This is a genomic window from Streptomyces sp. NPDC050842 (assembly GCF_044456565.1).
GTDB lineage: Bacteria > Actinomycetota > Actinomycetes > Streptomycetales > Streptomycetaceae > Streptomyces.
This window is the reverse complement of the sequence record NZ_JBITGA010000001.1, coordinates 463,837-487,560: the sequence shown is the minus strand read 5'-3', so window position 1 is coordinate 487,560 and position 23,724 is coordinate 463,837. Positions and strand designations below refer to the sequence as shown.

The following is a 23,724-nucleotide window of genomic DNA, read 5'->3' as shown; positions in this document are numbered from 1 at the left end:
GTTGAGAGGGACAGTCAATGACGAGCCACGTGACCGAAGTCGAGCTGGAAGACCTCCTCCGCCAGGCCCTGCACGCCGCGGATGCCGACGCGCGCTGGACGTCCGGTACGGACGAGATGTGGTGCCGTGTCGCGCCCCTGACCGGGGTGCGACGCGAGCAGGGATGGAAGCTGCACGTGTCGGCGACGGCCGCCTCCGCGCCGGCCGTCCTCGGGAAGGCCCTGGAGGTGTTGCTGCGGGAGGAGTCGGCGTTCAAGTTCGCCCGGTCGCTGGATCAGGTGAGCGCGCTCAACTCCCGCGCCACGCCGAGGGGAAGCTCGGGCAAGTTCATCACCGTCTACCCGCGCTCCGACGCCGACGCGGCTCGGCTCGCCCGGGACCTGCACCGGGCGACGGCGGGGCTGACCGGCCCCCGGATCCTGTCCGACCAGCCCTACGCCGCGCACTCCCTGGTGCACTACCGGTACGGCTCCTTCGTCGGCCGGCGCCGGCTGTCGGACGACGGCCTGCTCGTGTGGTTCATCGAGGACCCCGACGGCAATCCCGTAGAGGACAAGCGCACCGGCCAGTATTCCCCGCCGTCCTGGGCGGTCTGCCCGTTCCCCCCTTCCGTGCCCGTCGCGCCACGGTCCGCGGACACGAGGGATCCGGAGGCCACGGCGAATACCGCGGGCTTGGCGGGCACGGCAGGCACGGCGAGCGGACCGGTGCTGCTCGGCGGTCGCTTCGCCGTACGGGAGGCGATCCGGCACACGAACAAAGGCGGCGTGTACCGGGGCAGCGACGTCCGCACCGGCGCACCCGTGGTGATCAAGGAAGCCCGCCCGCACGTGGAGGCCGACGCTTCGGGCCGCGACGTCCGCGACTGGCTGCGCGCCGAGGCCCGGACGCTGGACAAGCTGCAGGGCACGGGGCTGGCTCCGGAGCCGCTTGCCCTGTTCGAGCACGGCGGACACCTGTTCCTGGCCCAGGTCGAGGTGCCGGGCGTGACCTTGCGTACCTGGGTCGCCGAGCACTTCCGCGACGCCGGAGCCGAGCGCTACCGCGCCGACGCGCCGGCTCAGGTCCTGCGCCTGGTCGAACTCGTCGCGGCGGTCCACGCCCGCGGCTGTGTCCTGCGGGACTTCACCCCCGCCAACATCATGGTCCGCCCGGACGGCGAGCTGCGCCTCGTCGACCTGGAGCTCGCCGTCATGGAGGACGAGCCCGCTCTGCCGACCCGCGTGGGAACGCCCGGCTTCAGCGCCCCCGAGCGTCTGACCGACGCACCCGTCCATCCGACGGGCGACTACTACAGCCTCGGCGCCACCGCGTGCTTCGTCCTCGCGGGCAAGGTGCCGAACCTGCTGCCCGAGGAGCCTGCCGCGAGAGCAGCGGAGCAGCGGCTCGCCGGGTGGCTGGCTTCCTGTACGGGTCCGCTCGGTCTGCCGGACGGCCTGGCGGAGATGGTCCTCGGGCTGATGAAGGACGATCCCGCCGAGCGATGGGATCCCGCCAGGGCGCGCGAGGCTCTCCGGCGGGCGGCGTCGGTGCGACCGGGGAACCGCGCCGTCCCTCACTCCGCACACAACGACGGGCCCCATGATGCGGTGACCGGCCTGGTGGACCACCTGGTCGATTCGATGACTCCGGCGGACGACGGGCGGCTGTGGCCCGTGTCCACCATGGCCGGGGAGAGCGATCCGTGCACCGTCCAGCAGGGCGCGGCCGGTGTCCTGGCCGTCCTGACGCGGTACTGGGAACTCACCGGCGACGCACGCCTGCCCGGCCTGATCTCCACGGCGGGTCACTGGATCGCGGCCCGCACCGATCTCCACTCCCCACGCCCCGGCCTGCACTTCGGCGGCCGTGGCACCGCCTGGGCGCTGTACGACGCCGGGCGGGCCGTCGACGACCGCGGGCTCACGGACCACGCGCTGGCCCTGGCGCTGGCCCCGCAGCAGGTGACGCCCCATCACGACATCACCCATGGCACGGCGGGCAGTGGGCTCGCCGCCCTCCACCTGTGGCACCGCACCGGCGATCCGCGCTTCGCCGAGCTGGCCGTCGGCGCGGCCGACCGGCTGACCGCCGCCGTACAGCGTGCGGCGACGGGCGTGAGCTGGCCGGTTCCCGCGGAGGCCGCTTCCTCCGAGGGCGGCAAGCGGTACCTCGGCTTCGCTCACGGAACGGCCGGCATCGGCTGCTTCCTCCTGGCCGCTTCGGCCGTCTCACAGCGCCCGGAGCACAGGGAACTGGCCCTGGAGGCCGGCGAGCAGTTGCTGGCCCACGCCGTGCTCGCCGGCGAGGCCGCCCAGTGGCCCGCCCAGGGCTCGGACGTGCCCACGGCCCCGTACTGGTGTCATGGTGCGGCAGGAATCGGAGCGTTCCTCGTCCGGCTGTGGCAGGCGACGGGCGACGACAGGTTCGGCGACCTCGCCCGCCGCAGTACCCACGCCGTCATGGAACGTGCCTCCCGCGCCGCCCTCACCCAGTGCCACGGACTGGCGGGCAACGGCGACTTCCTCCTCGACGTGGCCGACGCCACGGGAGACCCCGTCTACCGCGCCATGGCCGAGGACGTGTCCCGCCTCCTCCTCGGTGAGCGCGCCGAACGGCACGGCCACGTGGTCTTCCCCAACGAGTACGGGGACGTCTCGACCAGCTGGAGCGACGGATCCGCCGGAATCCTGGCCTTCCTCGTACGGCTCCGGCACAACGACCCCCGGCACTGGATGGTCCAGGTGCCGGACTGAGCGACGGGAAGTCCGCCGCTCCCCCCACAGGAAAGAACAAAAAGAAGGAGAAAATCATGGAGAACAAGGACCTCGAACTGCTGGCCCGGCTCCACGCCCTTCCGGAGACCGACCCCGTCGGCGTCGACGGAGCCCCGTTCGCCGCGACGTGCGAGTGCGTCGGCCTGCTGACCCTCCTCAACACCGTCTGTATCGGCATCAGCTGCGCCTAGGACAGCCGGCAACATCCGGCCGGCGGCTGTCCCGGGACAGCCGCCGGCCGGAGCGACGGCCTGAAGCGCCGCGTACGCCGGGAGGCCGCGGTGGGCGTATCCCGACGAGAGGACCGGACCCATGCAGCTCCCCGCAGGCGATGACGCCGTGGCCCCGGCAGCACTCACGACGACGACCGTCACCGACACGCACGCCACCCCACACACCCCCGAGCCCGCCCAGGCCATCAGCACGCGCGGCCTGGTCAAGAGCTACCCCGGCCCGCAGGGCACCACGACCCGTGCCGTACGCGGCCTGGACCTGGACGTGGCGCAAGGCGAGACCTTCGCCTTCCTCGGTCCCAACGGAGCGGGGAAGTCCACGACCATCGCCCTCCTGTGTGCCCTGGCCCGCCCCACCGCCGGGCACGCCACGGTCGCCGGCGCGGACGTGCTCACCGAACCGGACCAGGTACGGCGCCACGTCGGCATGCTCTTCCAGCACAGCACGCTGGACGCGGACTTCACGGCCGACCAGAACCTCCACATCCATGCGCGTCTCTACGGAATGCCCCGCCGCCGAGCCCGCCGACGCGCCGCGGAAGTACTCGAGACGGCCGGCCTCACCGACCGGCGACACGCCCCGGTACGCACCCTCTCCGGCGGCATGCGACGACGGCTGGAGATCGCCCGTGCCCTGCTGCACTCCCCCCGGGTGCTGTTCCTCGACGAACCGACGACGGGCCTCGACCCCCACGCCCGCGCCCAGGTCTGGGAACACCTGCGCGCGCTCCGCGACCGGCACGGCAGCACCCTCTTCGTCACCACCCACTACCTGGAGGAGGCGGAGAACTGCGATCGCATCGGCATCATCGATCGCGGCCGCCTGGTGGCACAGGGAACGCCCCTCGCGCTGAAGGCCGCGATCGGAGACGACCGGGTGGTACTGCGTACGAGCGACGACCCGACGGCACGGCGGGTCGTGCGCGGCATCGCGCCGCCGGGCAGTGCCGTCACCGTGGACAGCGGCGGAATCTGCCTGCGGGTGCCGGACGGCAGCGCGTGGATTCCCCGGCTCTGCGCGACGCTGGAGCACCACGGCATCGCCGTCCACGCCGCATCCGCGTCCCGGCCCACGCTCGACGACGTCTTCTTCCATCACACGGGCCGCAGCCTGACCACAACCGCGGGAACCGGCGGCAGCCAATGACCAGTTCAGCCCAGCGAGTCCCGGACACCGCTCACGCCACGCACGCCATGCACGCCGTGCACGCCATGCACGCCACTGAGGCTTCTGGCATCTCCCGCCACGGACGGCGGGCCCGCCTCCGGCACGAACTACGCGCGATCCACGCCCTGGTCCACCGCGACCTGCTGCGTCTGGCCGGCCAGCGCGCCCACACCGCGCTGATGCTGCTCCACCCCGTGCTCTATCTGCTGATCCTCGGGGGCGGACTGGCCGCCCTCATCCCCCGGTCCTCCCTGGGCGTCGGCTACCAGACCTACCTCTTCCCGGGCATGCTGATGATGACAGTGCAGACACCGGCCATCATGGTCGGCATCCGCCTGATCACCGACCGGCAGAGCGGCTACCTGCGAGAACTCCTCATGGCCCCCGTCAGCCGCTCGACCCTCCTCCTGGGCAACTGCGCCGGCGGCACGCTGACCGCCACGGCCCAGGGCGCCGTCCTGCTCGGCCTCGCCGGAGCGGTCGGCCTGCCCTACGACCCGCTCCTCCTGGCCACGCTCCTCGCCGGCATGATCCTGGCGTCCTTCACGATCACCGCCCTGGCGCTGGCTCTGGCCGTGACCCTCCGCAGGGCCGAGACGTTCCACACGCTCCTCGGCCTGGTGATGATGCCGCTGTTGTTCCTCTCCGGCGGCTTCTTCCCTCTGGACGCGCTGCCCGGCTGGGCCCGCACACTCGCCAACGCCAACCCTCTCGCGTACGCGGTGGACCTCCTCCGGCGCTGCATCGCCCACCACGTACCCTCGGGGCAGGCCGTCCCCGGCATCGAGTGGGCAGGCCGGCAACCCCCGCTCCTCCTCGAAGCGGCCGTCCTCCTGGCAAGCGGCGCCCTCGCACTGCTGTGGGCCTCGCGGCGCTTCAACCGCCCGGAATGACCCACCGCTTCGGGGACTGCCCGAAACCCCACAGGATCTTCTGACCACGGGCCGGGACGGCCGGCGCCGACCGTGCACGCCTCGTCGCTCACCGAAGCCGACCGGCACGGGTTCCGCGTTCTGCGTTTGACGACAGCCCGGCCCGGGGCTGCACTGGAATCATGGACGCTGCGGCGACTCCGTCCTAGGGAGAGCAGCGATGACAACCATGGAGAGTTTCGACCTTCTGCAGCCGTACAAGATCGCCGAGGAGACGTTCGTCATCCCGTGGGCCCTTGAGGCTCCGCCGGTCGGCCACTTCCCGATGAATTCGATGGTGATCCGAGGAACCGAACCGGTCCTCGTCGACACCGGGGCGCCCGCGGTGCGCGCCCAGTGGCTTGAGGCAGCCTGGTCCGTCGTGGATCCCCTGGACGTACGGTGGATCTTCCTCACCCACGACGACCGCGACCACGCCGGCAACCTCCTGGCGGTCCTCGCCGAATGCCCGAACGCGACCCTGCTGACGACATGGTTCTCCATCGGCCGCATGGCCGAGGAATGGGAGACCCCCATCAACCGGTGCCGCTTCATGACCGACGGCGACACGATCGACGTGGGCGACCGCACCCTGGTCGCCAAGCGACCGCCCCTGTACGACAACCCCACGACCCGCGCCCTCTTCGACTCGAAGGCCAAGGTCCTGTGGGCCGTGGACACCTTCGCCACGAACGTGCCGACGCCCATGCCCGAAATCGCGGCGCTGTCGCCGGACGAATTCCGCGACGGCCAGTTCTTCGGCGGAAGCCTGGTCTCCCCGTGGGTCGCCCTGCTGGACGCCGAAAAGTTCGGGACGGTCGTCACCGACTTCCAACACCTGGACGCCGAGGTCATCGCCGGCTGCCACTGCCCGGTCCTCCGCGGAGCCCGGATCCCCGAGGCCTACGACCTCCTCCGCCGGCTCCCCGGAATCCCACCGTGGACAGAGTTCACGCAGACCGACCTGGACCAGTGGATGGCGGTTGCCGAGAGCTCGGTTCCGCCGGAGCAGCCGCGGCCGTCGGCGACGTGAGCGGCGCTGCCGCGCGGCGTTGGGGTCTGCTGCCTTCCGGCGCCAACGACCACTGAGACCGGCATCGACGAGATCGCCCGTGACCTCACGATCTGGATGGCCGCCCGCGACTCCCCCGGACGGATCACCCAGCGCCCGGGACGTCCAGGACCATCGTGTCCGAGCCGCCGTTGCGCCCGGCGCGGGTGAATCCGAGGGAGGTGTAGAGGCGCACGGCGGGGTTGCCGTCCTCGACGCTGAGGCTGAGTCGGGTGACCGGTTCCGGCTGTTCGGCGGCGGCCCGGATCAACGCCTCCATGAGTGTTCGGCCGTGGCCGCGGCCGCGGTGTCCGGGCAACACGCCGAGGGTCAGCTCGGGGACGTCCGTCGCGACGAATCCGTACCCGGGCTCGTCCTCGGGCAGGCGCCGCGCCCACGCCGCGCCGATCGGTTCGCCGGCATCGGTCTCGGCGACGACCCCGAAGTCGTCGGTGCGGGGCCAGCCGGCGAGGTAGCGCACGGCGTGCGGGTCCGCGGCGAGTTCTTCGACGGTGAACCGTTGCTCGCCGTTCCAGTTGTACGCCTCCCGCAGGATGTCCCACAGGAAGTCGGCATCGCGAGCGGCGGCGGGGCGGACAGGCACGGGCGGTCTCCCAGGCAGCAGCGGGGCACGAGCGGTGCGGGACCGGCCGACGGTAGACCGTCGTCGACGGCACGGGCAAACAGGAATTGGCGCCGGGAAAGACCTATCGCGGCGTCAGCCGTCCTCCCCCAGCGCGGCGACTCCCGGCCCGCTGAGGTCGTCCAACGCCACCCGGCGCCCGGATACGGCCAGGAGCAGGGAGAGTGCGGGGCCGCTCGCCTCCGGGCCGGTCCCCACCGTCAGGTCGGCGTCCGTCGCCGTGAGCCGGACGCGGGCCATCAGCTCCTTGGCGCCGCCGAACGAAGCCGGGGTCCGGGTCTGCAGGCGAAGTGACCTGGCCACGGCGTCCGCCGGGTAGGTACGGGTGAGGCCCAAGGGGCGCCGGATGTCCTCACCGTGGACGACCTCCTCGACGAGCCGACTGTCGAGGGGCGCCGGCGGGGTCGATGTCCGCGAGGCCACCCGGCGAAGACGGTCCAGGGTCTCCTGCGGTGTGGTCCCGCGCTCACGGGCCACACCTACGGAGTTCTGGCGGTCGAAGTCGAACCGCGCCCGGGCGAGGCCGACGACGAAGCCCAGGCGTGTCGTCCGGTACGTGTCGACCAGGTGGGCGACCACGTCGTGGACCGTCCACCCGGCACAGAGCGAGGGCTGCTCCCACTGCCGGTCGTCGAGGTGCGAGAGGTCCTCGATGAGCGCCGCACGCTCCGCATGGACCATCGACCAGACGTCATCCGTCACGACTTCTCCTTCATCGGCCACAGCGCCCTTCCGATCATCGGTCCGCAGTACCCATCCTGCGGGATGGCGATACCTGCGACGGGCCGCATCACGATCATGCGCTCAGGTTCGGCCTCGTGGAGCGATCGCCGCGTCGTCGAAGTCGCGACGCGCCGTCTCGATGTGCCCGAGGTGTCGGTGCGTCCAGTCGCACAGGCCGTCGATCGTGACCCGTAGGGCCTGACCCGGCTCGGTGAGCGCGTACTCGACCCGCGGCGGCACGACCGGGTGCACCGTCCGCACGAGCAGCCCGTAGCGCTCCAGCATGCGCAGGTTCTGGGTGAGCATCTTGTGGCTGATGCCCTCGATCTCGTCACGCAGCTCGCTGAAACGCAAGGTGCCGTCACCCAGCGCCTCGATGATCAGGAGCGCCCACTTGTTGGCGACGTCCGAGAAGATCTCCCGCGCCAGGGAGTCCGCGCGCCGGACGTCCGCGTCGTCGGGCGAGCCGCTGAACTGCTTGGTCACCGCTTGGTTCCCCCGTCACCGAAAAGTGCGTTCTTCCCTGCCGGCAGCCACTCTCCTACGGTTCCTCAGTCACCACAAGAGAGTGCAACGAAGGGCGGGAACATGACCATCAGCCTGGTGAACCCCAGCGGACTTCCGGAGATCCCGGTGTACCGGCAGGTGTCGGTCGCGACCGGAACGAAGCTGGTCTTCGTCGCCGGCCAGGTCTCATGGGACGCCGACGGAGTCACCGTCGGCGCAGGCGACCTCGCCGCACAGGTCGAGCGCTGCTACCTCAACGTCGGCACCGCGCTGGCCGAGGGCGGCGCCTCCTTCGCGGACGTGGCGAAACTGACCGTCTACGTCGTCGACTGGACCCCCGACAAGATGCCACTGGTCCTGGACGGCATCGCCCGGGCGTCCGCGCGGCTGGGCATCACCCCGCAGGCGCCCGCCACGCTGATCGGCGTGGCAGCACTGCACGTACCCGACCATCTCGTCGAGCTCGAAGCGACCGCCGTCATCGACTGACCGGCGGCTCCGAACGGTCCGCCGGAGGATCACGCCTCCCCACCGCGAGTGCGGCGCGCAGTCGAGGATCAGCCATTCGAAGGCTGGATTGAGAATCTTAACGTTTGAGCGTTGTCATCTTAAGAATCTCAAAGTACAACTGAACGACAGGCTCGCATCGAGAGTAAGGAGCCGAGCGTGGACTGGCAGGAACTGACGGACCTGACACAAGGGCAGCCGTTCGTGGTCGAGCGGGTCCGTCTCGCCGGCAGCGGAATCGCCATCGAGGGGCAGTTCGAGCCGCCCCAGCTGGCTCAACTCGGCATCGACGACCAGGTGTTCGTCGCCGCCTTCGTACGGTCCCACGGTTCGATCAAGGAGATGGAGCGGATCTTCGGGGTGAGCTACCCGACGGTCAAGTCCCGGCTCAAGCGGATCGCCGAGCACCTCGACTTCGTCGACACCGACCCCGCGCCCACCCGCGCCGCCGACATCGTCGACCGCCTGCGACGAGGGGACATCAGCGCCCAAGAGGCGCTGGCCGAGCTGGAGGAGACCCGATGATCCCGCAGCTGGTGACGGTGCGCTACCACCGCCCCAGCGGCCGCCCACGGCGGCTGTACGTCCCGCTGTTGCCGGTCGCGCTCGCGCTGTCACCGTTACTCCTGCTCGCCGCACTGGCCGGACTGATCGCCTGCCTCGCCACCCGGGTCGACCCCGTGGGCGCGCTGCGCGGCACCGGGCGACTGCTGTGGGCGCTGCCCGGCACCCTGTTCGAGCTCGAGCAGGGCCGAACCGCCGTACTCGTAAGCGTCAAATGAGGCAGAACCGCCAGAGGAGCGAGGAGTTTCCCATGAACGAGCAACGCCGACAGGTCCTGCAGATGCTGGCCGAGGGCAGCATCACCGCCGACGAGGCCGAGCGGCTGATCGACGCCCTCGAACGCGACCGGCCCGAGCCGCCGCCGCGCGCCTCGTCCGCCCCGAAAGCGCGCCCCAAGTACTTGCGCGTCGTGGTGGACGCGGCGGACGAAACAGGCGGCGACGGCGCGAGCCGGGTCAACATCCGGGTCCCGCTCCAGCTGCTGCGCGCCGGCGTCCGGCTCACCAGCCTCCTCCCTCCGCAGGCGGTCGCCAAGGTCAACGCGGAGCTGAACAGGTCCGGCGTACCGATCGACCTCACCGAGCTCAAGCCGCAGCACCTCGAGGAGCTCATCGAGCACCTCGACGACATCGTCGTCGACGTCGAGGACACCGACGCCAAGGTGCAAGTGTTCTGCGAGTGACACCGCCACGGCGCCGGCCACCCGCCCCCGACCACGAGGGCGGACGGCCGGCGTCGAAGCATCCAGAGCGGAACGCCTGCCGCGGGTCCTACCGCGGCCCGCGTCAGCCGCCGTTCAGTGCGTCGGCGGCCGCGTGCGCGAACGCCTCGGGGTTGTCGAACATGATGTTGTGGCCGCAGTCCGGGATCGCCCGTACGGTCACGCCCGAGGCCCGCAGTCCCGCCGCGTCGGCCGGCTCGCCGTCGGCCTCCGGGTGCAGGCAGGTGCGGGGGACGGACAGGCCCGCCAGGTGCTCCCGCAGGGACGGGGCGGTTCCCCGCGACCGATGGACCGTGGTGCGGTACAGGGCCTCGCGTCCCGCGAGCCGCATCGTGGACCACCAGAGCGGACCGACCCGCTCCTCGGTCCGCTGCCAGCCGTCGGTCAGGAACTCCTCCTCCGTGTACGCCGTGATGCCGCTGCTGCCGTGCGCGGGCACCGGCGGGGCCGGGTCCAGGACGGAGTCCACGAGGAGCAGCTTCGCGACCAGGCGCGGATGCCGGGCCGCGAGCAGGATCGCCACCGCCCCGCCCAGACTGTGCGCGACGACCTCGGCGCCCGTCACGTCGGCGGCATCCAGTGCCGCCGCCACGGCGTCCGCGTGCGCCTCCAGCGTGTAGGTGAAGTCCGTGGGCCGGTCGCTGATACCGAAGCCCAACAGGTCGAGCAGCAGTGAACGGCGACCGGCCAGCAGAGGGTGCGCGGCAGCGGCGGCCCAGTACACCGGCGAGGTGGCGCCGAGTCCGTGCAGGTAGAGCCTGGTGGGCTCGGTGCCGGGGATCTCCACCCATCGGATCCGGTCGCCGTTCGGGGTGACGGGGGCATGGCGCATGGCCGACTCCTTGCTCGCGGGATGACACCCGACGATACCTCGGAGTCGAGGTATCGCGGAACCGATATATCTCGACCGCATGGAGGACCTGACAGCATGGGGCCATGCTCAAGCTCGCGATTCTCGGGTTCCTTCGGGACCGGCCCATGCACGGCTACGAACTGCGCCGGCACCTGTCCGCCCTGACCGGCCACATCCGCCCGCTCAGTGACGGCACCCTCTATCCGGCGATCAAGCGCCTCGAAGCCGACGGGCTGCTGGTCCGCGAGACCGAGCCCGGATCGACCGCCGCGCCCCGGCACACCCTGCACCTCACTCCGGCCGGGCGGTCGGCGCTGCTCGAACGGCTGCGTACGCCCGAGCAGCTGGACATCAGCGACGAGAACCGCTGGTTCACCGTGCTGGCCTTCCTCCGCCACCTCGACGACTCCGCCGAGCAGGCCGCCGTGCTCCGCCGTCGGCTCGCCTTCCTCGAAGAGCCCGCCAGCTTCTTCTACGACGAGGCACGGCCGCTCGGCGCCGAGGAGGTCACCGACCCGTTCCGCAGCGGCATCCTGCTGATCGCCCGGGCCACGTCCCGGGCCGAACTCGCCTGGCTGCACGACATGATCGCCACCCTGGACCACCGATCCGGCCCGCCGGCGCCGTAGGAAGCGCGGTCGGCCTCGTCGAGCGCCCCTCCGCGGGGCGCACAGGGCGCGCTCGGACGGGGACCCGCGGCCTCGATCGCCGCCCACGACCACGACGCGTCCTGGCGCCGGGTCCTACGTCGGGAGGCGACGCGGGTCCTCAGCGCGGGGGACGGCGGCGGGCGCCGCGAGCGCGGCGCGCCAGCCACCGTACGACGTGATCTCGCGGGCGCCGTCCAGCGCCTCCGGCTCGCAGAGGAAGCCGGGTACGGACGTTCCGTCCGCGAGTTCGACGCTGCCCAGCGCCATCGGGCGGGGCAGCGCGGCGAGGAGCGCGCCGAGCCCCTCGGCCGGCAGCTGCCACACCTCGGCCTCGATCGCGGCGCCGCCGTCGCGGGCCCGGACGAGGCCCGGCTTGGGCGGGACCGTGTCGAGCGCGTACAGCCGATAGGCGGGCGCCGTCGTGGTCGGGCGCACCAGTCGCCCGCCGAGACCGAGCAGTTGCCCGTTCAACGGCTGCCCGGACAGGTGCGCGCCGACCACCGCGAGAGGCAACGGCGGGGTGGTGAGCAGACCGGCGACGCGCGCGAGCCGCTCGTCCGTGAACGCCGGGCCGATCAGCATGACGCCGAACGGCAGCCCGTTCACCTCGCCGGCCGGGACGGCGACCGCCGCCAGGTCGAACAGGTTCGTCGAGTTGGTGAACCGGCCCAGCCGGGCGTTCGTGCCCAGGGGGTCGGCCGCGACCTCCGCGAGGGTCGGGTGGCCCGGGGTCGTCGGCAGGAGCAGCGCGTCCGCGTCGCCCAGCGCGGCCAGGGCTCTCGTACGGAGGGTGGACAGCTTCTCCCGGTCCGCGTACAGCCGGTGGGCGGGGATGTCCCGGGCGCGGGAGATGATGCCGGCCACCGTCGGGTCGAGGTCCGCCGAGCCCGCACGTGCGTCGACGAAGGTGCCGACGGCGGTGTAGCGCTCGGCGACGAACGCGCCCTCGTACAGCATCGCGGCCGCCTCGGTGAACGGCGTCAGGTCGACGGGCAGGATCTCGGCGCCCGCGTCGGCGAGCCGGGTCGCGGCCGACCGGAACGCTTCCGCCCACCCCTTGTCGAGTTCGCCCAGTTGCCCGGGTTCGGGCACGGCGATCCGCCACGGCCCCGGGCGGCGCTGCTCCAGGGCGGGGAGCTCGCGCGCGGACGGCGCCGCCAGGAACGACAGGGCCCGCTCGGCCTCCGGGAGCGTGCGGGCGAAGACCGTCACGCAGTCGAGCGACGCGCAGGCCGGGACGACACCGTCCGTGGGGACCAGGCCGATCGTCGGCTTGAGACCGACGATGCCGTTCAGGGCCGCCGGGACCCGGCCCGAGCCCGCGGTGTCCGTGCCGAGCGCGAAGTCCGCGATGCCGAGAGCGACCGCGACCGCCGATCCGGACGAGGAGCCGCCGGAGACGTACACGGGGTCGACGGCGTTGCGGACGGCGCCGTACGGGCTGCGCGTGCCGACCAGGCCGGTCGCGAACTGGTCGAGGTTCGTGGTGCCGAGGAGCACCGCGCCCGCCGCCTTCAGGCGCGCCACCGCCGGGGCGTCGGCTTCCGGCCGGTAGGCGTACGCGGGACAGCCGGCGGTCGTCGGGAGTCCTGCCACGTCGATGTTGCCCTTGACCGCGAAGACCGTCCCGGCGAGGGGCAGCCGCTCGCCGGCCGCGGCCCGGGCGTCGACCGCGGCGGCGTCCGCCTCCGCGTCCTCCCAGGCACGCAGGTCGATCCACACCTCGGGCCGGTCCGCCCTCGCGATGCGGGCGTACGCGGCCCGTACGCGCTCCACTGCCGTGATCATGCTGTCGCCTCCACGGTCTCGACGGGAGCGAGGACGACGAGCGCGGTGCCCGCCTCGACCTGGCTGCCCGGCTTGATCAGGACCTCCGCGACGATGCCGTCGGCGGGTGCCGGTACCGGCGCCTCCATCTTCATGGCCTCGAGCGCGACCAGCTGCTGACCCGCCGACACCCGGTCCCCCACCTGGACGTCGACCTGCCAGACGCAGGCGGTGAACTCGGCCTCGACCAGGCGGCCGCCCTCGGGCACCGCGATGTCGGCGGCCGGCGGCGTGACCTCGGCGGCGGCCTCGGCGCGGGCGAACTCGCCGGCGGCCTCCCAGGCGTCGCGTTCGGCGCCGAACGCCGTGCTCTGCCGGGCGCGGAAGGCGGCGATCGACTCGGCGTTCCGGTCGAGGAACGCGCGGTACTCGGCGAGTGAGAAGGTGCCTTCCTCGGTCTTCGGCACGAAGCGGCCGGAGGTGATGTCCGCGCGCAGTTCCAGGAGTTCGTCGGCCCCGACCGGGTACCACGTGATCCGGTCGAAGAAGCGCATCAGCCAGGGCTTGCCGGGTGCGAAGGCGCCGCGCTGCTGCCAGCCCGACCACACCTGCGTGGTGCGGCCGACGAACTGGTAGCCGCCGGGTCCCTCCATCCCGTAGACGCACAGGTACGCGCCGCCGATGCCGACCGAGTTCTCCGCCGTCCAGGTGCGGGCCGGGTTGTACTTGGTCGTGACCAGCCGGTGGCGCGGGTCCAGGGGGGTGGCGACGGGCGCGCCGAGGTAGACGTCGCCCAGGCCCAGGACCAGGTATTCGGCGTCGAAGACCGTGCGGTACACGTCGTCGGTGGTGTCCAGGCCGTTGACGCGGCGGATGAACTCGATGTTCGAGGGGCACCACGGGGCGTCGTCGCGCACGCCGGCCGTGTAGCGGGCGATGGCCTCGCGGGTCGCCGGGTCGTCCCAGGACAGCGGGAGGTGCACGGTCCGGCTGGGCACCACCAGCTCGTCGGTGGCGGGGAGTTCCTCCTCCACGCGCAGGACGGCGTCGAGGAGGGCCTGCTGGGACAGCACGTCGGGGTTCGTCTGGATCTGGAGCGAGCGGATGCCGGGGGTCAGGTCGACGACGCCGGGCAGTTCGCGCGCGGCCAGTGCCTCCGCGAGCGCGTGGACGCGCATGCGCAGCGCCAGGTCGAGCTGCATGGGCCCGTACTCGATGAGGAGATTGTCGTCGCCGCTGCGCCGGTAGGTGACCGCCGGTCGGCCGTCGTTCTCCGCCAGGCGTGCGAGGACTCCGCCGTCGACGACGGCCGCGCGGTCGGCCCGCGGGGCCGCGGCGGGGTTGCGCCGCAGCTCTCCGGCCTCCTCCGCGGTGACCGGTACGAAGCGGACCGTGTCGCCGGGCCGGAGCTGGCCGAGCTTCCAGCGCTGCCCGGTGACGACCGTCGCCGGGCAGACGAAGCCGCCGAGGGAGGGCCCGTCGGGACCGAGGAGGACGGGCATGTCGCCGGTGTAGTCGACGGCTCCGACGGAGTACGGCGTGTCGTGGATGTTGGACGGGTGGAGGCCCGCCTCGCCGCCGTCCGCGCGTGCCCAGCGCGGCTTGGGGCCGACCAGGCGGACGCCGGTGCGCGCCGAGTTGAAGTGCACCTTCCAGTCGGCGGCATAGAAGTCGCGGATGTCGTCCTCGGTGAAGAACTCGGGTGCGGCGTGCGGCCCTTCGACCGCGCCGATCCGCCACGTCCCGCCGAGGACCGGGCGCTCGTCGAGGGGGACGACGGAGGTCTCCGTACGGGCCTCGCCGCCGTGCAGGACGTCGGCGGCGCGCAGCGCGCGGCCGCCGTGTCCCCCGAACCTGCCGAGGGTGAACGTGGCCGCGCTGCCCAGGAACTCCGGTACGTCGAGGCCGCCCGCGAACAGCACGTACGTGCGCAGGCCCCGCTCGTCGGGGGCACCGACGGCGAGGGTCTGTCCGGCGTCGACCGTGACCGGCTCCCACTGCGGTACGGCGGTGCCGTCGATCGTCACGTGCGCGGGGGCGCCGGTGACGCAGACCGTCGTCGGGTGGGTGAACCTCAGGGAGGGACCCTGGAGGGTGCACTCCAGGCCGGGGGCGCCCTCGTCGTTGCCGAGGGCGGTGTTGCCGAGCCGGAAGGAGAGGTCGTCCATCGGGCCGCCGGGCGGGACGCCGACCTGCCAGTAGCCGGTGCGTCCCGGCCAGTCCTGCACGGTCGTCAGGGTGCCCGGCGCGACGACCTCGATGCGCGGCGTCGGGTCGCCGATCGTCGCGAGCGAGGCGGTCGAGTGCACGGCGGAGCGCACCGCGGCGTCCCGGAGCGCGGCCCGCACCAGGCCGAGGTTCGTCTCGATGCCGTCGACGCGGGTCGCGGCGAGCGCCGCGTCCAGCCGGTCGAGTGCCTCGGCGCGGTCGGCGCCCTGCGCGACGACCTTGGCGAGCATCGGGTCGTACGCGGTGGTGACCTCCGTGCCGGTCTCCACCCAGGTGTCCACGCGGACGCCCGGGGGGAAGGCGACGCGGGTCAGCAGGCCCGCGCTCGGGCGGTGGTCGCGGGAGGGGTCCTCGGCGTAGATACGGGCTTCGACGGCGTGTCCCGCGGGCGCGGGGGGTTCGGTGACGACCGCGGTGTCGCCCTGGGCGAGCCGCAGCATCCACTCGACCAGGTCGACGCCGTGGATCTCCTCGGTGACCGGGTGCTCGACCTGGAGGCGGGTGTTGACCTCCAGGAAGTACGCCTCCTCGCGGGCGGCGTCGTACACGAACTCGACCGTGCCGGCGGACCGGTAGTCCACCGAGGCGCACAGGTCCCGGGCGGCCGCGGCCAGTGCGCGGCGGACCCGGTCCGGAAGGCCGGGCGCCGGGGCCTCCTCCAGGACCTTCTGGTTGCGGCGCTGGAGCGAGCAGTCCCGGTCGCCGAAGGTGACGACCTTGCCGTGCCCGTCGCCGAAGACCTGCACCTCGACGTGGCGGGCCCGCTCGACGAGCCGCTCCAGGAAGACGCCGGCGGAGGAGAAGGAGGCCGCGGCCACGCGCTGCACCCGTTCCCAGGCGTCGGCGAGGTCGTCCGCGCCGTGACAGGCCCGCATGCCGATGCCGCCACCGCCACCGGTCGCCTTGAGCATCACCGGATAGCCGATGCCCTCGGCCGCCGCGAGGGCCGCGTCCACATCGGGGAGGAGCCCGGTGCCGGGCGCGAGCGGCACCCCTGCGGCGTGGGCGGCGGCGCGCGCGGTGTGCTTCGCCCCGAACAGCTCCAGCTGGTCGGGGGTGGGGCCGACGAAGACGATGCCGGCGTCGGCGCAGCGGCGGGCGAAGTCGGCGTCCTCGGACAGGAACCCGTAACCGGGGTGGACGGCGCCGGCGCCGGTGTCCTTGGCGGCCCTCAGGACCAGGTCGGCGTCGAGGTAGGACTCCTTGGCGGGCGCGGGCCCGAGCCGGACGGCCTCGTCGGCCAGCCGGACGTGCTCGGTGCCGCGGTCCGCGTCGGAGTACACGGCGACGGTACGCAGGCCGAGGCGCCGGGCGGTGCGGATGACGCGTACCGCGATCTCTCCGCGGTTGGCGACCAGCAGGGTGTCGTATGTCATCGTGTGCCGACCTCGTCGCTCTCGTCGCTCTCGTCGCTCTCGTCCGGCCCGGTGATCGTCATCCGTACGGCCGTCGGTGCGAATCCGTTGCAGGGGTTGTTGATCTGCGGGCAGTTGGAGAGCAGCGCGAGGACGTCGGTCTCGGCACGCAGCACGACCCGCAGTCCCGGGGCCGAGAGGCCGTCGACGATGCCGAGGGTGCCGTCCTGCTCGACCGGTACGTTCATGAACCAGTTGATGTTGGAGACCAGGTCGCGCTTGCCGAGCCCGTGCCGGGCGCCCTCGGCGAGGAAGTTCTCGACGCAGGCGTGCTGCGACCAGGTGTGGTGGCCGTAGCGGAGGGTGTTGGACTCCTTGGAGCAGGCGCCACCGATGGTGTCGTGACGTCCGCAGGTGTCCTCGACGACGGTCATCAGCGGGGTGTGCTCGTTGGACAGCAGCACCGAGCCGGTGGTCAGGAAGACGGCCCCCTGGGCCTGGATCGTGTCGGGGGCGCTGTAGCGCACGGAGGTGTCGTGCGCGTCGTAGAGGAGGAAGTCGGCGGCCTGGTTCCCGTGGAGGTCGGTGACGGTCAGCGACTGGCCCGTGCGGACGATCGCGGACCAGGCGGCGCGGGCGGGGACGATGTCGTCGGAGACGACGCGGCCCGGCGGACCGACGGCGGTGGTCATGCGATCCCCCGGGCGGTGAGGTGGTCGGCGGTGTTCAGGAAGGCGCGGCGGCCTTCGGGGGTGGCGTCCCACAGCGCGTCGCCGGGTGCGGTCGGGCCTGCCCGGTAGGCGAGGACGCCGAGGTTCCCGCAGCGGTAGTCGGGGCGCGGGTCCAGCGGGTGCGGGACGTTGGCGAGGAGGACGGTGACGTCCTGTTCGGCGCGGAGGGTGACGCTCCCTCCGGGGCCCGCGGAGCCGGTGAACCGGGTGGTGCCGTCGTCGTCGACCCGTACGCCCTGGAAGAAGGAGACGGAGGGCGGGAGGTCGCGCGGGGCCAGGCCGTTCTTCAGGGCGGCGAGCTTGAACAGCTCGCGCCCCGCCGGCGAGGCGGACTGCGGGGTCCCGTCCCCGTACCGCTCGGTGTTGCGCACGAGGGTGGAGGTGCCGGTGAGGGCGTCGTGGCGGCCGGAGGTGTCCTGGACGAGCGAGGCGAGGACCCGGCCCTGGTCGGACAGGAGCAGATGCCCCTCGCCGAGGTACGCGTTCCAGAGCACCTTGACGGTGTCGGCGACGTTCAGCCGCTCCCACGGGCGGTCGGCGCTGTGGAGCAGCAGGTGCGCGCAGGCGTCGCCGGTGAGGTCGGTCAGCCGCAGCTCGGTTCCCCGGGCGAGGACCTTGTGGGTGTAGTTGCCGCCCGCCACGGTCTCGGCCCACACGACGTCCTCGGCGGCCACGCCCTCGGGAGGCGCCGGGCAGCCGCTCGCGGGCAGGACGGGCATGGCGTCGACCCGTGTGCCCTCCTGGGCGCGGGCATGGTCGCGCGCGCCGTGCGTCGACGCTGTCTCTGAGGGCGTCGACGCTGTCGCTGACGGTGTCGCCATCGCTCAACCTCCGGTCGGGATTGATTTCTGTCGCTTGACAGAAATTAGGGACCGGGAGCTTCGCGGCCATTGCCCGCGCGTTTCGCGTCGGTAACCGGAAACTCACCCGAGGGCTCGGCCCGGAGGGAGCCGCCGGCCCTGTGCGAGGATCACGGAGTGACCACGCCCACCAGCAGGAAAGTCGGCCGACCACGGGTCCAGGAGCGCCCCGCGAGCGGCCTGGAGCCACGCGCCGAAGTCCTGGCCGGGGCCGCCGAGCTGTTCACCACCCGTGGCTACACCGCGACCTCCACCCGCACGATCGCCGAACGCGCCGGGCTGCGGCAGGCGTCCCTCTACCACTACTTCGACGGCAAGGAAGCGATCCTCGCGGAGCTCCTCGAAGGGACCGTCCGCCCCTCGCTCGAGGTGGCGCGCGGGCTGGTGTCCGGCGGGGAGGCCGCCCCGGAGGCGCGCCTGTGGGCCCTGTGCCACTCCGACGCGGCACTGCTGTGCGGCGGACCGCACAACCTCGGGGCGCTCTACCTGCTGCCCGAGGTGCGGACGGACCGCTTCGCCGCCTTCCATCGGGTCCGGTCCGAACTCAAGCAGTGTTACGGGGAGTTGCTGGCCGCCACGGAGCCGGGCGCGGCGCTCGGCGCGGAGGACCTGGCGCTCCGCACGGACCTCCTCTTCGGCCTCACCGAGAGCGTGATCCTCATCCGGCGTGCCGACCCGGCGCGCGACGCACGGGCCCTGGCGGAGGCGACGGCCGACGCGGCGCTTCGGGTCGCGGGCGTGCCGCAGCGCTCCCTGGCACGGCTTCGCCGCGAGGGGCAGCGGCTCCTCGCGGCGGATGCCTGACCCGGCGCATCGGGCGGTGCGCCGGTCGGTTCATCGGGGCATGAGGCGGTGCGTCACACGGCGCGTCACGCCATGAGGCGGGAGTCCCGCTTCGGCTTCCGACCGGCTTCCCCGCGGCGCCGGTACCAGCGGTACGCCGCACCCGTCGCGACCGTGGCGGCGACCATCAGGACGGTGAACCACTGGAAGTACCAGTGGCCGCCCTCCGGGTCGTACACCTCGGCGCGCGGCCAGGCGAGGTTGACCGTCATGAAGAGGCCGTAGCCGAGCGCGAGCGCGTTGACGGGAAGTCCCCAGCGGCCGAGGGAGAACAGCGGCCGGCCGAGCTCGTCGCGGTCGGCTTCGCCGCCGGGGTCGCCGTCGGCCGCCGGCGGCCACTCGCCGCGCAGCCGCCGGACCAGCATGGGGCCGGTGACCATCGCGTACGCCAGGTACACCATCGCGATGCACGTCGTGCCGATGGCCAGGAACGCCTGCGGTGAGGCGAGGTTGAGCAGGAGCAGCAGCGCCGCGCCGACGCCGACCACCACCGCGGCCGTGCCGGGCATCCCGGTCCGCCGCGGCACCCGGGCCAGCCGCGCCGAGCGCGGGAGGACGCCGTCGCGGGCCATGGAGTAGAGCATGCGGGTCGCCGAGGTCTGGATCGCCAGGGTCGCCGCGCAGATGGCCAGGGCCACGTCGGCGAGCAGGACCCTGCCGAGGTCGTCCCCGAGGGTGCTGGTCAGCACGTACCCCAGGCCCTCGCCGGCGAGGCGCCCGTCGGTGAGGCTGGGTGCGGCGAGCAGCCCGCCGAGCAGGAGCAGCCCACCGCAGACGCCGGACGTGGTGAGCGCGCTGAGCGTCGTACGGGGGGCGACACGCCGGGGGTTGACGGTCTCCTCGCTCATCTCGCTCGCGCTCTCGAAGCCGATGAGGACGTACGCGGCGGTGAACGAGCCCACCAGGAGCGCCGTGATCAGCCCGCCTTCGCCACCGGTGTGCAGGGTGATGCCGGGATCGCGCTCGGCGTGGGTGGCGAGGAGGGTGACGATCAGGGCGACGCCGGCGATCTCGGCGGTGACGCCGACCGTGTTGACGGCCGACAGCGCGCGGTTGTCCAGGACGTTGAGCAGTGTCGTGAGCGCGAGCAGGGCGAGGCCGAGGACGGCGGCGTTGGCGGCGCCGGTGGTGGTCGTGGGTGACGGGTCCCCGCCGACGATCTGGAAGCCCGGCCAGACGGCGGGCAGGACGACCTGGAGAGCGAGCGCGGCGGCCGCCACGACCACGATCCGGCCGGTCACCATGATCCAGCCCGCGTACCAGCCGAAGGCCGGGGTGCCGAGGCGGCTCGCCCACTGGTAGATCGCCCCCGCGATGGGCAGCCGGGCGGCGAGCTCGGCGAAACAGGCGGCGACGAGGAGCTGGCCGGCGAGGACGGCGGGCCAGGTCCAGAAGAAGAGCGGCCCCCCGAAGGAGAAGCCGAGGGAGAAGAACTGGAAGACCGTGGTGAGAACGGAGATGAACGAGAACCCGGCGGCGAAGGACGCGTACCGGCCCATCCGGCGCCGCAACTCCTGGTGGTAGCCGAACGCGGCGAGCGAGCCTCCCTCGGCCGCGGCGCCGGGCGAGGGCGGTGCCGGCGGAGTGGGATCGGTGGTGACGGTCATGGCGGTCCCCTGTCGCGGAGGCGAGTGCCTGCGAATACCTGTCGGACGACAGAAATTAGGGACGGCCGGTTTCCGCCGCGTATCGCGACCGTGTCTCCGCCGTTAGTGACTCCTCTCCCGGCGGCTCCGCTCGGGCTCGGCGGAACGCGTCAGGCCAGTGCGGCGGCGCCGAAGGACACGTCGAAGCGGTCGCACCAGATGGTGACGCTGGTGAGGGCGGTCAGGTCGGCGTCCGCGGGGACGGCGTAGTTCTGATCGCCCTTGTTGCCCTTCAGCTTGCCGAGAGCGACGTGCGTACCGTCGTCGAAGACGCGCCAGCCGGCGGTGCCCTCCTTGACGGGGGCGTCGGTCAACCAGACGCGCAGGTCGGGGCCGTTGCTGGTGTCGAGGTTCTCCAGACGCACCGTGTGCGAGCCGTCGGACAGCCGGATGAGCTTCACCGTCCCGGAGGTCGTGTGCTCGTGGCTGATGAAGGTGCCCTGCGCCACGACGGTCGGGCCGGCCGGCGCAGCGGGCTCCGTCGCGGTCGCGGTCGCCCCCGTTGTTGCTGACGCTGTCGCTGTCACGGAAGGCAGCGCCTCGTGTACGGTCTCGTCGACCCAGAGGGCCCAGGGCTTGAACCACACCGCCCCGGCCACCGCGACGGCCACACCCAGTACCGCCGCCCCTGCCCACCACTGCTTCCGCGCGACACGCCCCACGGCGCACCTCCTTCATCCGCTGCCACTGCTCCGGCCATCCAACGCGACGGGGCGGCGACGCGGGACACCGGGCCCGATGACGGAAGTCCTACGGCCCGGCACGGACATCGTGATCACCCCGACCCACCCGTCGCCGACACGGGAAGTTGGTGATCACAGGCAACTCACGTCTCCTGAGACAGCGTTGACACGCTCCGTACTCGATAGCTAACTTCACGTCGTCGTCGCCACACCAGGAGCACCAGGCTCCATCGGGACTTGCGACGCGGAGGACACTCTCCGTTGACGACGTTGACCACCACGACAACCAGAACCCCTTCCGCCGAACTCTTCGACGTTCGGCCCTACACCCCCCATTGCCAGGTGATCCAGGCAGCGGGAGACCACGCCCTCATCGGCATCTCGCCCGGCAACAGCTACTTCTCGGCCCAGCGCGTCCAGGACCTGGGCCGCTGGGGAGCCGAGAACTTCCACCGGGTCGACATCCTCTACACCGACCTGTACGTGGCCGAGATGTACGAGGCCTTCGGATACGACCCGATCGACGCCCAGCGCAAGGCCGTCAAGAACCTGCGCGGCGTCCGGGCCAAGGTGAACAACGCGGCGGCCGCGCTCGATCAGGGCGACGGCACGATCCGGGCCCGCGCCCTGTCCGAGTTCACCGACCACGAGGCGTACCGCGAGATCCACGCCCGGATCCTGCGACTCCTCGACTCCGACCACGAGTTCCGCCGGATCTGCGAGGAACTCGCGACGTACTTCCTGTCGACCAAGGCGGACGGCCCCAGCACGCGGCGGCAGCGCGAGGTCTGCCTCGACTACATCTGCGCCGAGGCCCCGCTGTTCCTGGACACCCCCGCAATCTTCGGGGTCCCGTCCTCGCTCAACTGCTACCACCAGCTCCTGCCCATGGCGGAGTTGCTGTTCTCCCGAGGCGCCGGCTTGCGCGCCTCCCGCAACCAGGGCCACGCCATCATCACGCCCGCCGAAGGAGCCCCCGATGTCCGTTGAGACCCTGACGTCCCCTGAGGCCCTGATGCCCGCCGCGGCCCCGATCGACTTCCCGTTCGACTGGCGCGGTGACCGGCTTCCCGCCGAGATCGAGGCGCTGCGCTCGGAGCCGGTCAAGAAGGTCCGTACGATCGCGGGCGACGAGGCCTGGCTCGTGTCCTCCTACGCCCTGTGCAAGCAGGTACTGGAGGATCCCAGATTCAGCCTCAAGGAGACCTCGTCCCCGGGCGCGCCCCGGCAGTACGCCCTGACGATTCCACCCGAGGTCGTCAACAACATGGGCAACATCACCGGGGCCGGCCTGCGCAAGGCCGTACTGAAGGCGATCAACCCGAAGACCGAGGGCCTGGTCGAATGGATGCGCGCGCACGCCGCCCGGCTGATCGACGAGATCGTCGCCACCGGTGCGCCGTCCGACCTTCGCGCCGCGTTCACCGGGCCGTACTCGGAGGCGCTGCACTGCCGGATCCTCGGCATCCCGTTCGAGGACGCGCCGAGGCTGGCGGCCAGTCTGGACATCGCGTTCATGAACTCGGCTTGCCCGGTGACCGGCGCCCGGCTCAACTGGGACCGTGACATGGCCTACATGGTGGACCGGCTGGACGACCCCGCCACCACCGGGCTGATGGCCGAGCTCGCCGCGCTGCGCGAGGACCCGGAGTACGCGCATCTGACCGACGAGATGCTCGCGACGGTCGGTGTGACGTTCTTCGGCGCCGGTGTGATCTCCACGATGGGCTTCCTCACGATGGCGGTCTTCGCACTGCTGCAACACCCGGAACTCCAGGCGGAGTTGCTGGCGGACCGGTCGAAGATCCCGGCAGCCGTCGACGAGTTGCTGCGGATCAACCTGTCCATTGCCGACGGGCTGCCGAGGCTGGCCACGGAGGACATGGAACTGGGCGACGTCCTGGTGAGGAAGGGCGAGCTGGTCCTGGTCCTGGTCGAGGCCGCCAACTTCGACCCGGACGTGTTCGAGAACCCGCACGAGGTCGACCTGACGCGGCCGAACAACCACGCGCACCTGTCCTTCGGGCTGGGCGGCCACTACTGCCCGGCGACCGCGCTCGGCAAGAAGCACGCCGAGGTCGCCCTGGAGGCGCTGCTCGACCGGATGCCGGAACTGCGACTCGCGGTGCCGGTCGACCAACTGGTGTGGCGTACCCGCTTCATGAAGCGTCTCCCGGAGCGCCTGCCGGTGATGTGGTAGTCCGCGTAGTCCGCCCCGCCTGAACGCAGGCGGGCGGATACCCGTCCGGACGGTACGGTGCGCTGCGATGCGGCTCCTGGTTCTCGGTTCCGGCGACGGCCTGTCCGGCGTCGGCGGAGCCGG

At 72.2% G+C, this 23,724-nt stretch carries 23 protein-coding genes; 13 read left to right on the top strand and 10 right to left on the bottom strand.

Features of this window, described 5'->3' with window-relative positions; genetic code table 11:
- Positions 1–17 precede the first annotated feature (17 nt).
- The 5 genes from lanL (at position 18) to ACIBG6_RS02255 (ending at position 6,101) form a co-directional block, all read left to right on the top strand.
- Positions 18–2,735 carry a class IV lanthionine synthetase LanL gene (lanL, locus tag ACIBG6_RS02275; RefSeq protein ID WP_399220578.1) on the top strand — a complete coding sequence of 906 codons (2,718 nt, stop codon included), beginning with the start codon at positions 18–20 and terminating at the stop codon, positions 2,733–2,735.
- Between the two features lie 56 nt (positions 2,736–2,791).
- Positions 2,792–2,947: a VenA family class IV lanthipeptide gene (locus ACIBG6_RS02270; protein ID WP_384153012.1), complete on the top strand. Its 156-nt coding sequence runs from the start codon at positions 2,792–2,794 to the stop codon at positions 2,945–2,947.
- Positions 2,948–3,068: 121 nt separating this feature from the next.
- Complete coding sequence (locus ACIBG6_RS02265) at positions 3,069–4,136, top strand: ATP-binding cassette domain-containing protein (RefSeq protein WP_399220577.1); 1,068 nt, start codon at positions 3,069–3,071, stop codon at positions 4,134–4,136.
- Between the two features lie 65 nt (positions 4,137–4,201).
- Positions 4,202–5,050 carry an ABC transporter permease gene (locus tag ACIBG6_RS02260; RefSeq protein ID WP_399220576.1) on the top strand — a complete coding sequence of 283 codons (849 nt, stop codon included), beginning with the start codon at positions 4,202–4,204 and terminating at the stop codon, positions 5,048–5,050.
- 199 nt (positions 5,051–5,249) lie between these two features.
- On the top strand, positions 5,250–6,101 hold the full coding sequence (locus ACIBG6_RS02255; RefSeq protein WP_399220575.1) for an MBL fold metallo-hydrolase: 852 nt from the start codon (positions 5,250–5,252) through the stop codon (positions 6,099–6,101).
- Positions 6,102–6,225: 124 nt separating this feature from the next.
- Here ACIBG6_RS02255 and ACIBG6_RS02250 read toward each other — a convergent pair whose 3' ends face one another.
- The 3 genes from ACIBG6_RS02250 to ACIBG6_RS02240 form a co-directional block, all read right to left on the bottom strand.
- On the bottom strand, positions 6,226–6,723 hold the full coding sequence (locus ACIBG6_RS02250) for a GNAT family N-acetyltransferase (protein WP_399220574.1): 498 nt from the start codon (positions 6,721–6,723) through the stop codon (positions 6,226–6,228).
- Between the two features lie 114 nt (positions 6,724–6,837).
- A complete protein-coding gene (locus ACIBG6_RS02245; RefSeq protein ID WP_399221159.1) occupies positions 6,838–7,443 on the bottom strand; it encodes a maleylpyruvate isomerase family mycothiol-dependent enzyme in 606 nt (201 codons plus the stop codon).
- A 123-nt stretch (positions 7,444–7,566) separates the two neighbouring features.
- Complete coding sequence (locus ACIBG6_RS02240) at positions 7,567–7,971, bottom strand: winged helix-turn-helix transcriptional regulator (RefSeq protein ID WP_399220573.1); 405 nt, start codon at positions 7,969–7,971, stop codon at positions 7,567–7,569.
- A gap of 102 nt (positions 7,972–8,073) precedes the next feature.
- On the opposite strand from ACIBG6_RS02240, the gene ACIBG6_RS02235 reads away from it, so the two are divergent.
- The 4 genes from ACIBG6_RS02235 (at position 8,074) to ACIBG6_RS02220 (ending at position 9,745) form a co-directional block, all read left to right on the top strand.
- Positions 8,074–8,481, top strand: coding sequence for a RidA family protein (locus tag ACIBG6_RS02235; RefSeq protein ID WP_399220572.1), 408 nt, complete (start codon positions 8,074–8,076; stop codon positions 8,479–8,481).
- A gap of 177 nt (positions 8,482–8,658) precedes the next feature.
- Entirely contained in the window at positions 8,659–9,024 is a 366-nt protein-coding gene (locus tag ACIBG6_RS02230; protein ID WP_399220571.1) for a DUF2089 domain-containing protein, read from the top strand.
- Positions 9,021–9,281, top strand: coding sequence for a hypothetical protein (locus ACIBG6_RS02225; RefSeq protein WP_399220570.1), 261 nt, complete (start codon positions 9,021–9,023; stop codon positions 9,279–9,281). Before ACIBG6_RS02230 ends, ACIBG6_RS02225 begins: the two co-directional genes overlap by 4 nt.
- A 32-nt stretch (positions 9,282–9,313) precedes the next feature.
- Complete coding sequence (locus tag ACIBG6_RS02220) at positions 9,314–9,745, top strand: SHOCT-like domain-containing protein (RefSeq protein WP_399220569.1); 432 nt, start codon at positions 9,314–9,316, stop codon at positions 9,743–9,745.
- A 103-nt stretch (positions 9,746–9,848) separates the two neighbouring features.
- Here the strand turns inward: ACIBG6_RS02220 and ACIBG6_RS02215 are convergent, their stop codons facing one another.
- The gene (locus ACIBG6_RS02215; protein ID WP_399220568.1) at positions 9,849–10,616 is read right to left on the bottom strand and encodes an alpha/beta fold hydrolase; all 768 of its coding nucleotides are present in this window, start codon (positions 10,614–10,616) and stop codon (positions 9,849–9,851) included.
- Between the two features lie 104 nt (positions 10,617–10,720).
- Between ACIBG6_RS02215 and ACIBG6_RS02210 the strand changes: the two genes are divergently transcribed.
- A complete protein-coding gene (locus ACIBG6_RS02210; protein WP_399220567.1) occupies positions 10,721–11,266 on the top strand; it encodes a PadR family transcriptional regulator in 546 nt (181 codons plus the stop codon).
- A gap of 114 nt (positions 11,267–11,380) precedes the next feature.
- On the opposite strand, the gene atzF is transcribed toward ACIBG6_RS02210, so the two are convergent.
- The 4 genes from atzF to ACIBG6_RS02190 are packed head-to-tail and all read right to left on the bottom strand — an operon-like array spanning position 11,381 to position 18,190.
- Positions 11,381–13,075, bottom strand: coding sequence for an allophanate hydrolase (gene atzF / locus ACIBG6_RS02205; RefSeq protein ID WP_399220565.1), 1,695 nt, complete (start codon positions 13,073–13,075; stop codon positions 11,381–11,383).
- Positions 13,072–16,659, bottom strand: a complete 3,588-nt coding sequence (gene uca, locus ACIBG6_RS02200; RefSeq protein WP_399220564.1) for an urea carboxylase — start codon at positions 16,657–16,659, stop codon at positions 13,072–13,074. Before uca ends, atzF begins: the two co-directional genes overlap by 4 nt.
- The gene (locus tag ACIBG6_RS02195) at positions 16,656–17,330 is read right to left on the bottom strand and encodes an urea amidolyase associated protein UAAP2 (protein ID WP_399220562.1); all 675 of its coding nucleotides are present in this window, start codon (positions 17,328–17,330) and stop codon (positions 16,656–16,658) included. The genes uca and ACIBG6_RS02195 overlap by 4 nt, the downstream gene beginning before the upstream one ends.
- Entirely contained in the window at positions 17,327–18,190 is an 864-nt protein-coding gene (locus ACIBG6_RS02190; RefSeq protein ID WP_399220560.1) for an urea amidolyase associated protein UAAP1, read from the bottom strand. Before ACIBG6_RS02190 ends, ACIBG6_RS02195 begins: the two co-directional genes overlap by 4 nt.
- Before the next feature lie 156 nt (positions 18,191–18,346).
- Here ACIBG6_RS02190 and ACIBG6_RS02185 point away from each other — a divergent pair, with 156 nt between their 5' ends.
- Positions 18,347–19,033: a TetR/AcrR family transcriptional regulator gene (locus tag ACIBG6_RS02185; protein WP_399220559.1), complete on the top strand. Its 687-nt coding sequence runs from the start codon at positions 18,347–18,349 to the stop codon at positions 19,031–19,033.
- A 65-nt stretch (positions 19,034–19,098) separates the two neighbouring features.
- Here the strand turns inward: ACIBG6_RS02185 and ACIBG6_RS02180 are convergent, their stop codons facing one another.
- Both ACIBG6_RS02180 and ACIBG6_RS02175 read right to left on the bottom strand, forming a co-directional pair.
- Positions 19,099–20,679 (bottom strand): amino acid permease, encoded by a 1,581-nt coding sequence (locus tag ACIBG6_RS02180; RefSeq protein ID WP_399220558.1) that lies wholly within the window; start codon positions 20,677–20,679, stop codon positions 19,099–19,101.
- Positions 20,680–20,828: 149 nt separating this feature from the next.
- Positions 20,829–21,380, bottom strand: coding sequence for a DM13 domain-containing protein (locus tag ACIBG6_RS02175; protein ID WP_399220557.1), 552 nt, complete (start codon positions 21,378–21,380; stop codon positions 20,829–20,831).
- 282 nt (positions 21,381–21,662) lie between these two features.
- On the opposite strand from ACIBG6_RS02175, the gene ACIBG6_RS02170 reads away from it, so the two are divergent.
- Both ACIBG6_RS02170 and ACIBG6_RS02165 read left to right on the top strand, forming a co-directional pair.
- Positions 21,663–22,391, top strand: a complete 729-nt coding sequence (locus ACIBG6_RS02170) for a tRNA-dependent cyclodipeptide synthase (RefSeq protein ID WP_399220556.1) — start codon at positions 21,663–21,665, stop codon at positions 22,389–22,391.
- Entirely contained in the window at positions 22,381–23,601 is a 1,221-nt protein-coding gene (locus tag ACIBG6_RS02165; protein WP_399220555.1) for a cytochrome P450, read from the top strand. Before ACIBG6_RS02170 ends, ACIBG6_RS02165 begins: the two co-directional genes overlap by 11 nt.
- The last annotated feature ends 123 nt before the right edge of the window (positions 23,602–23,724 follow it).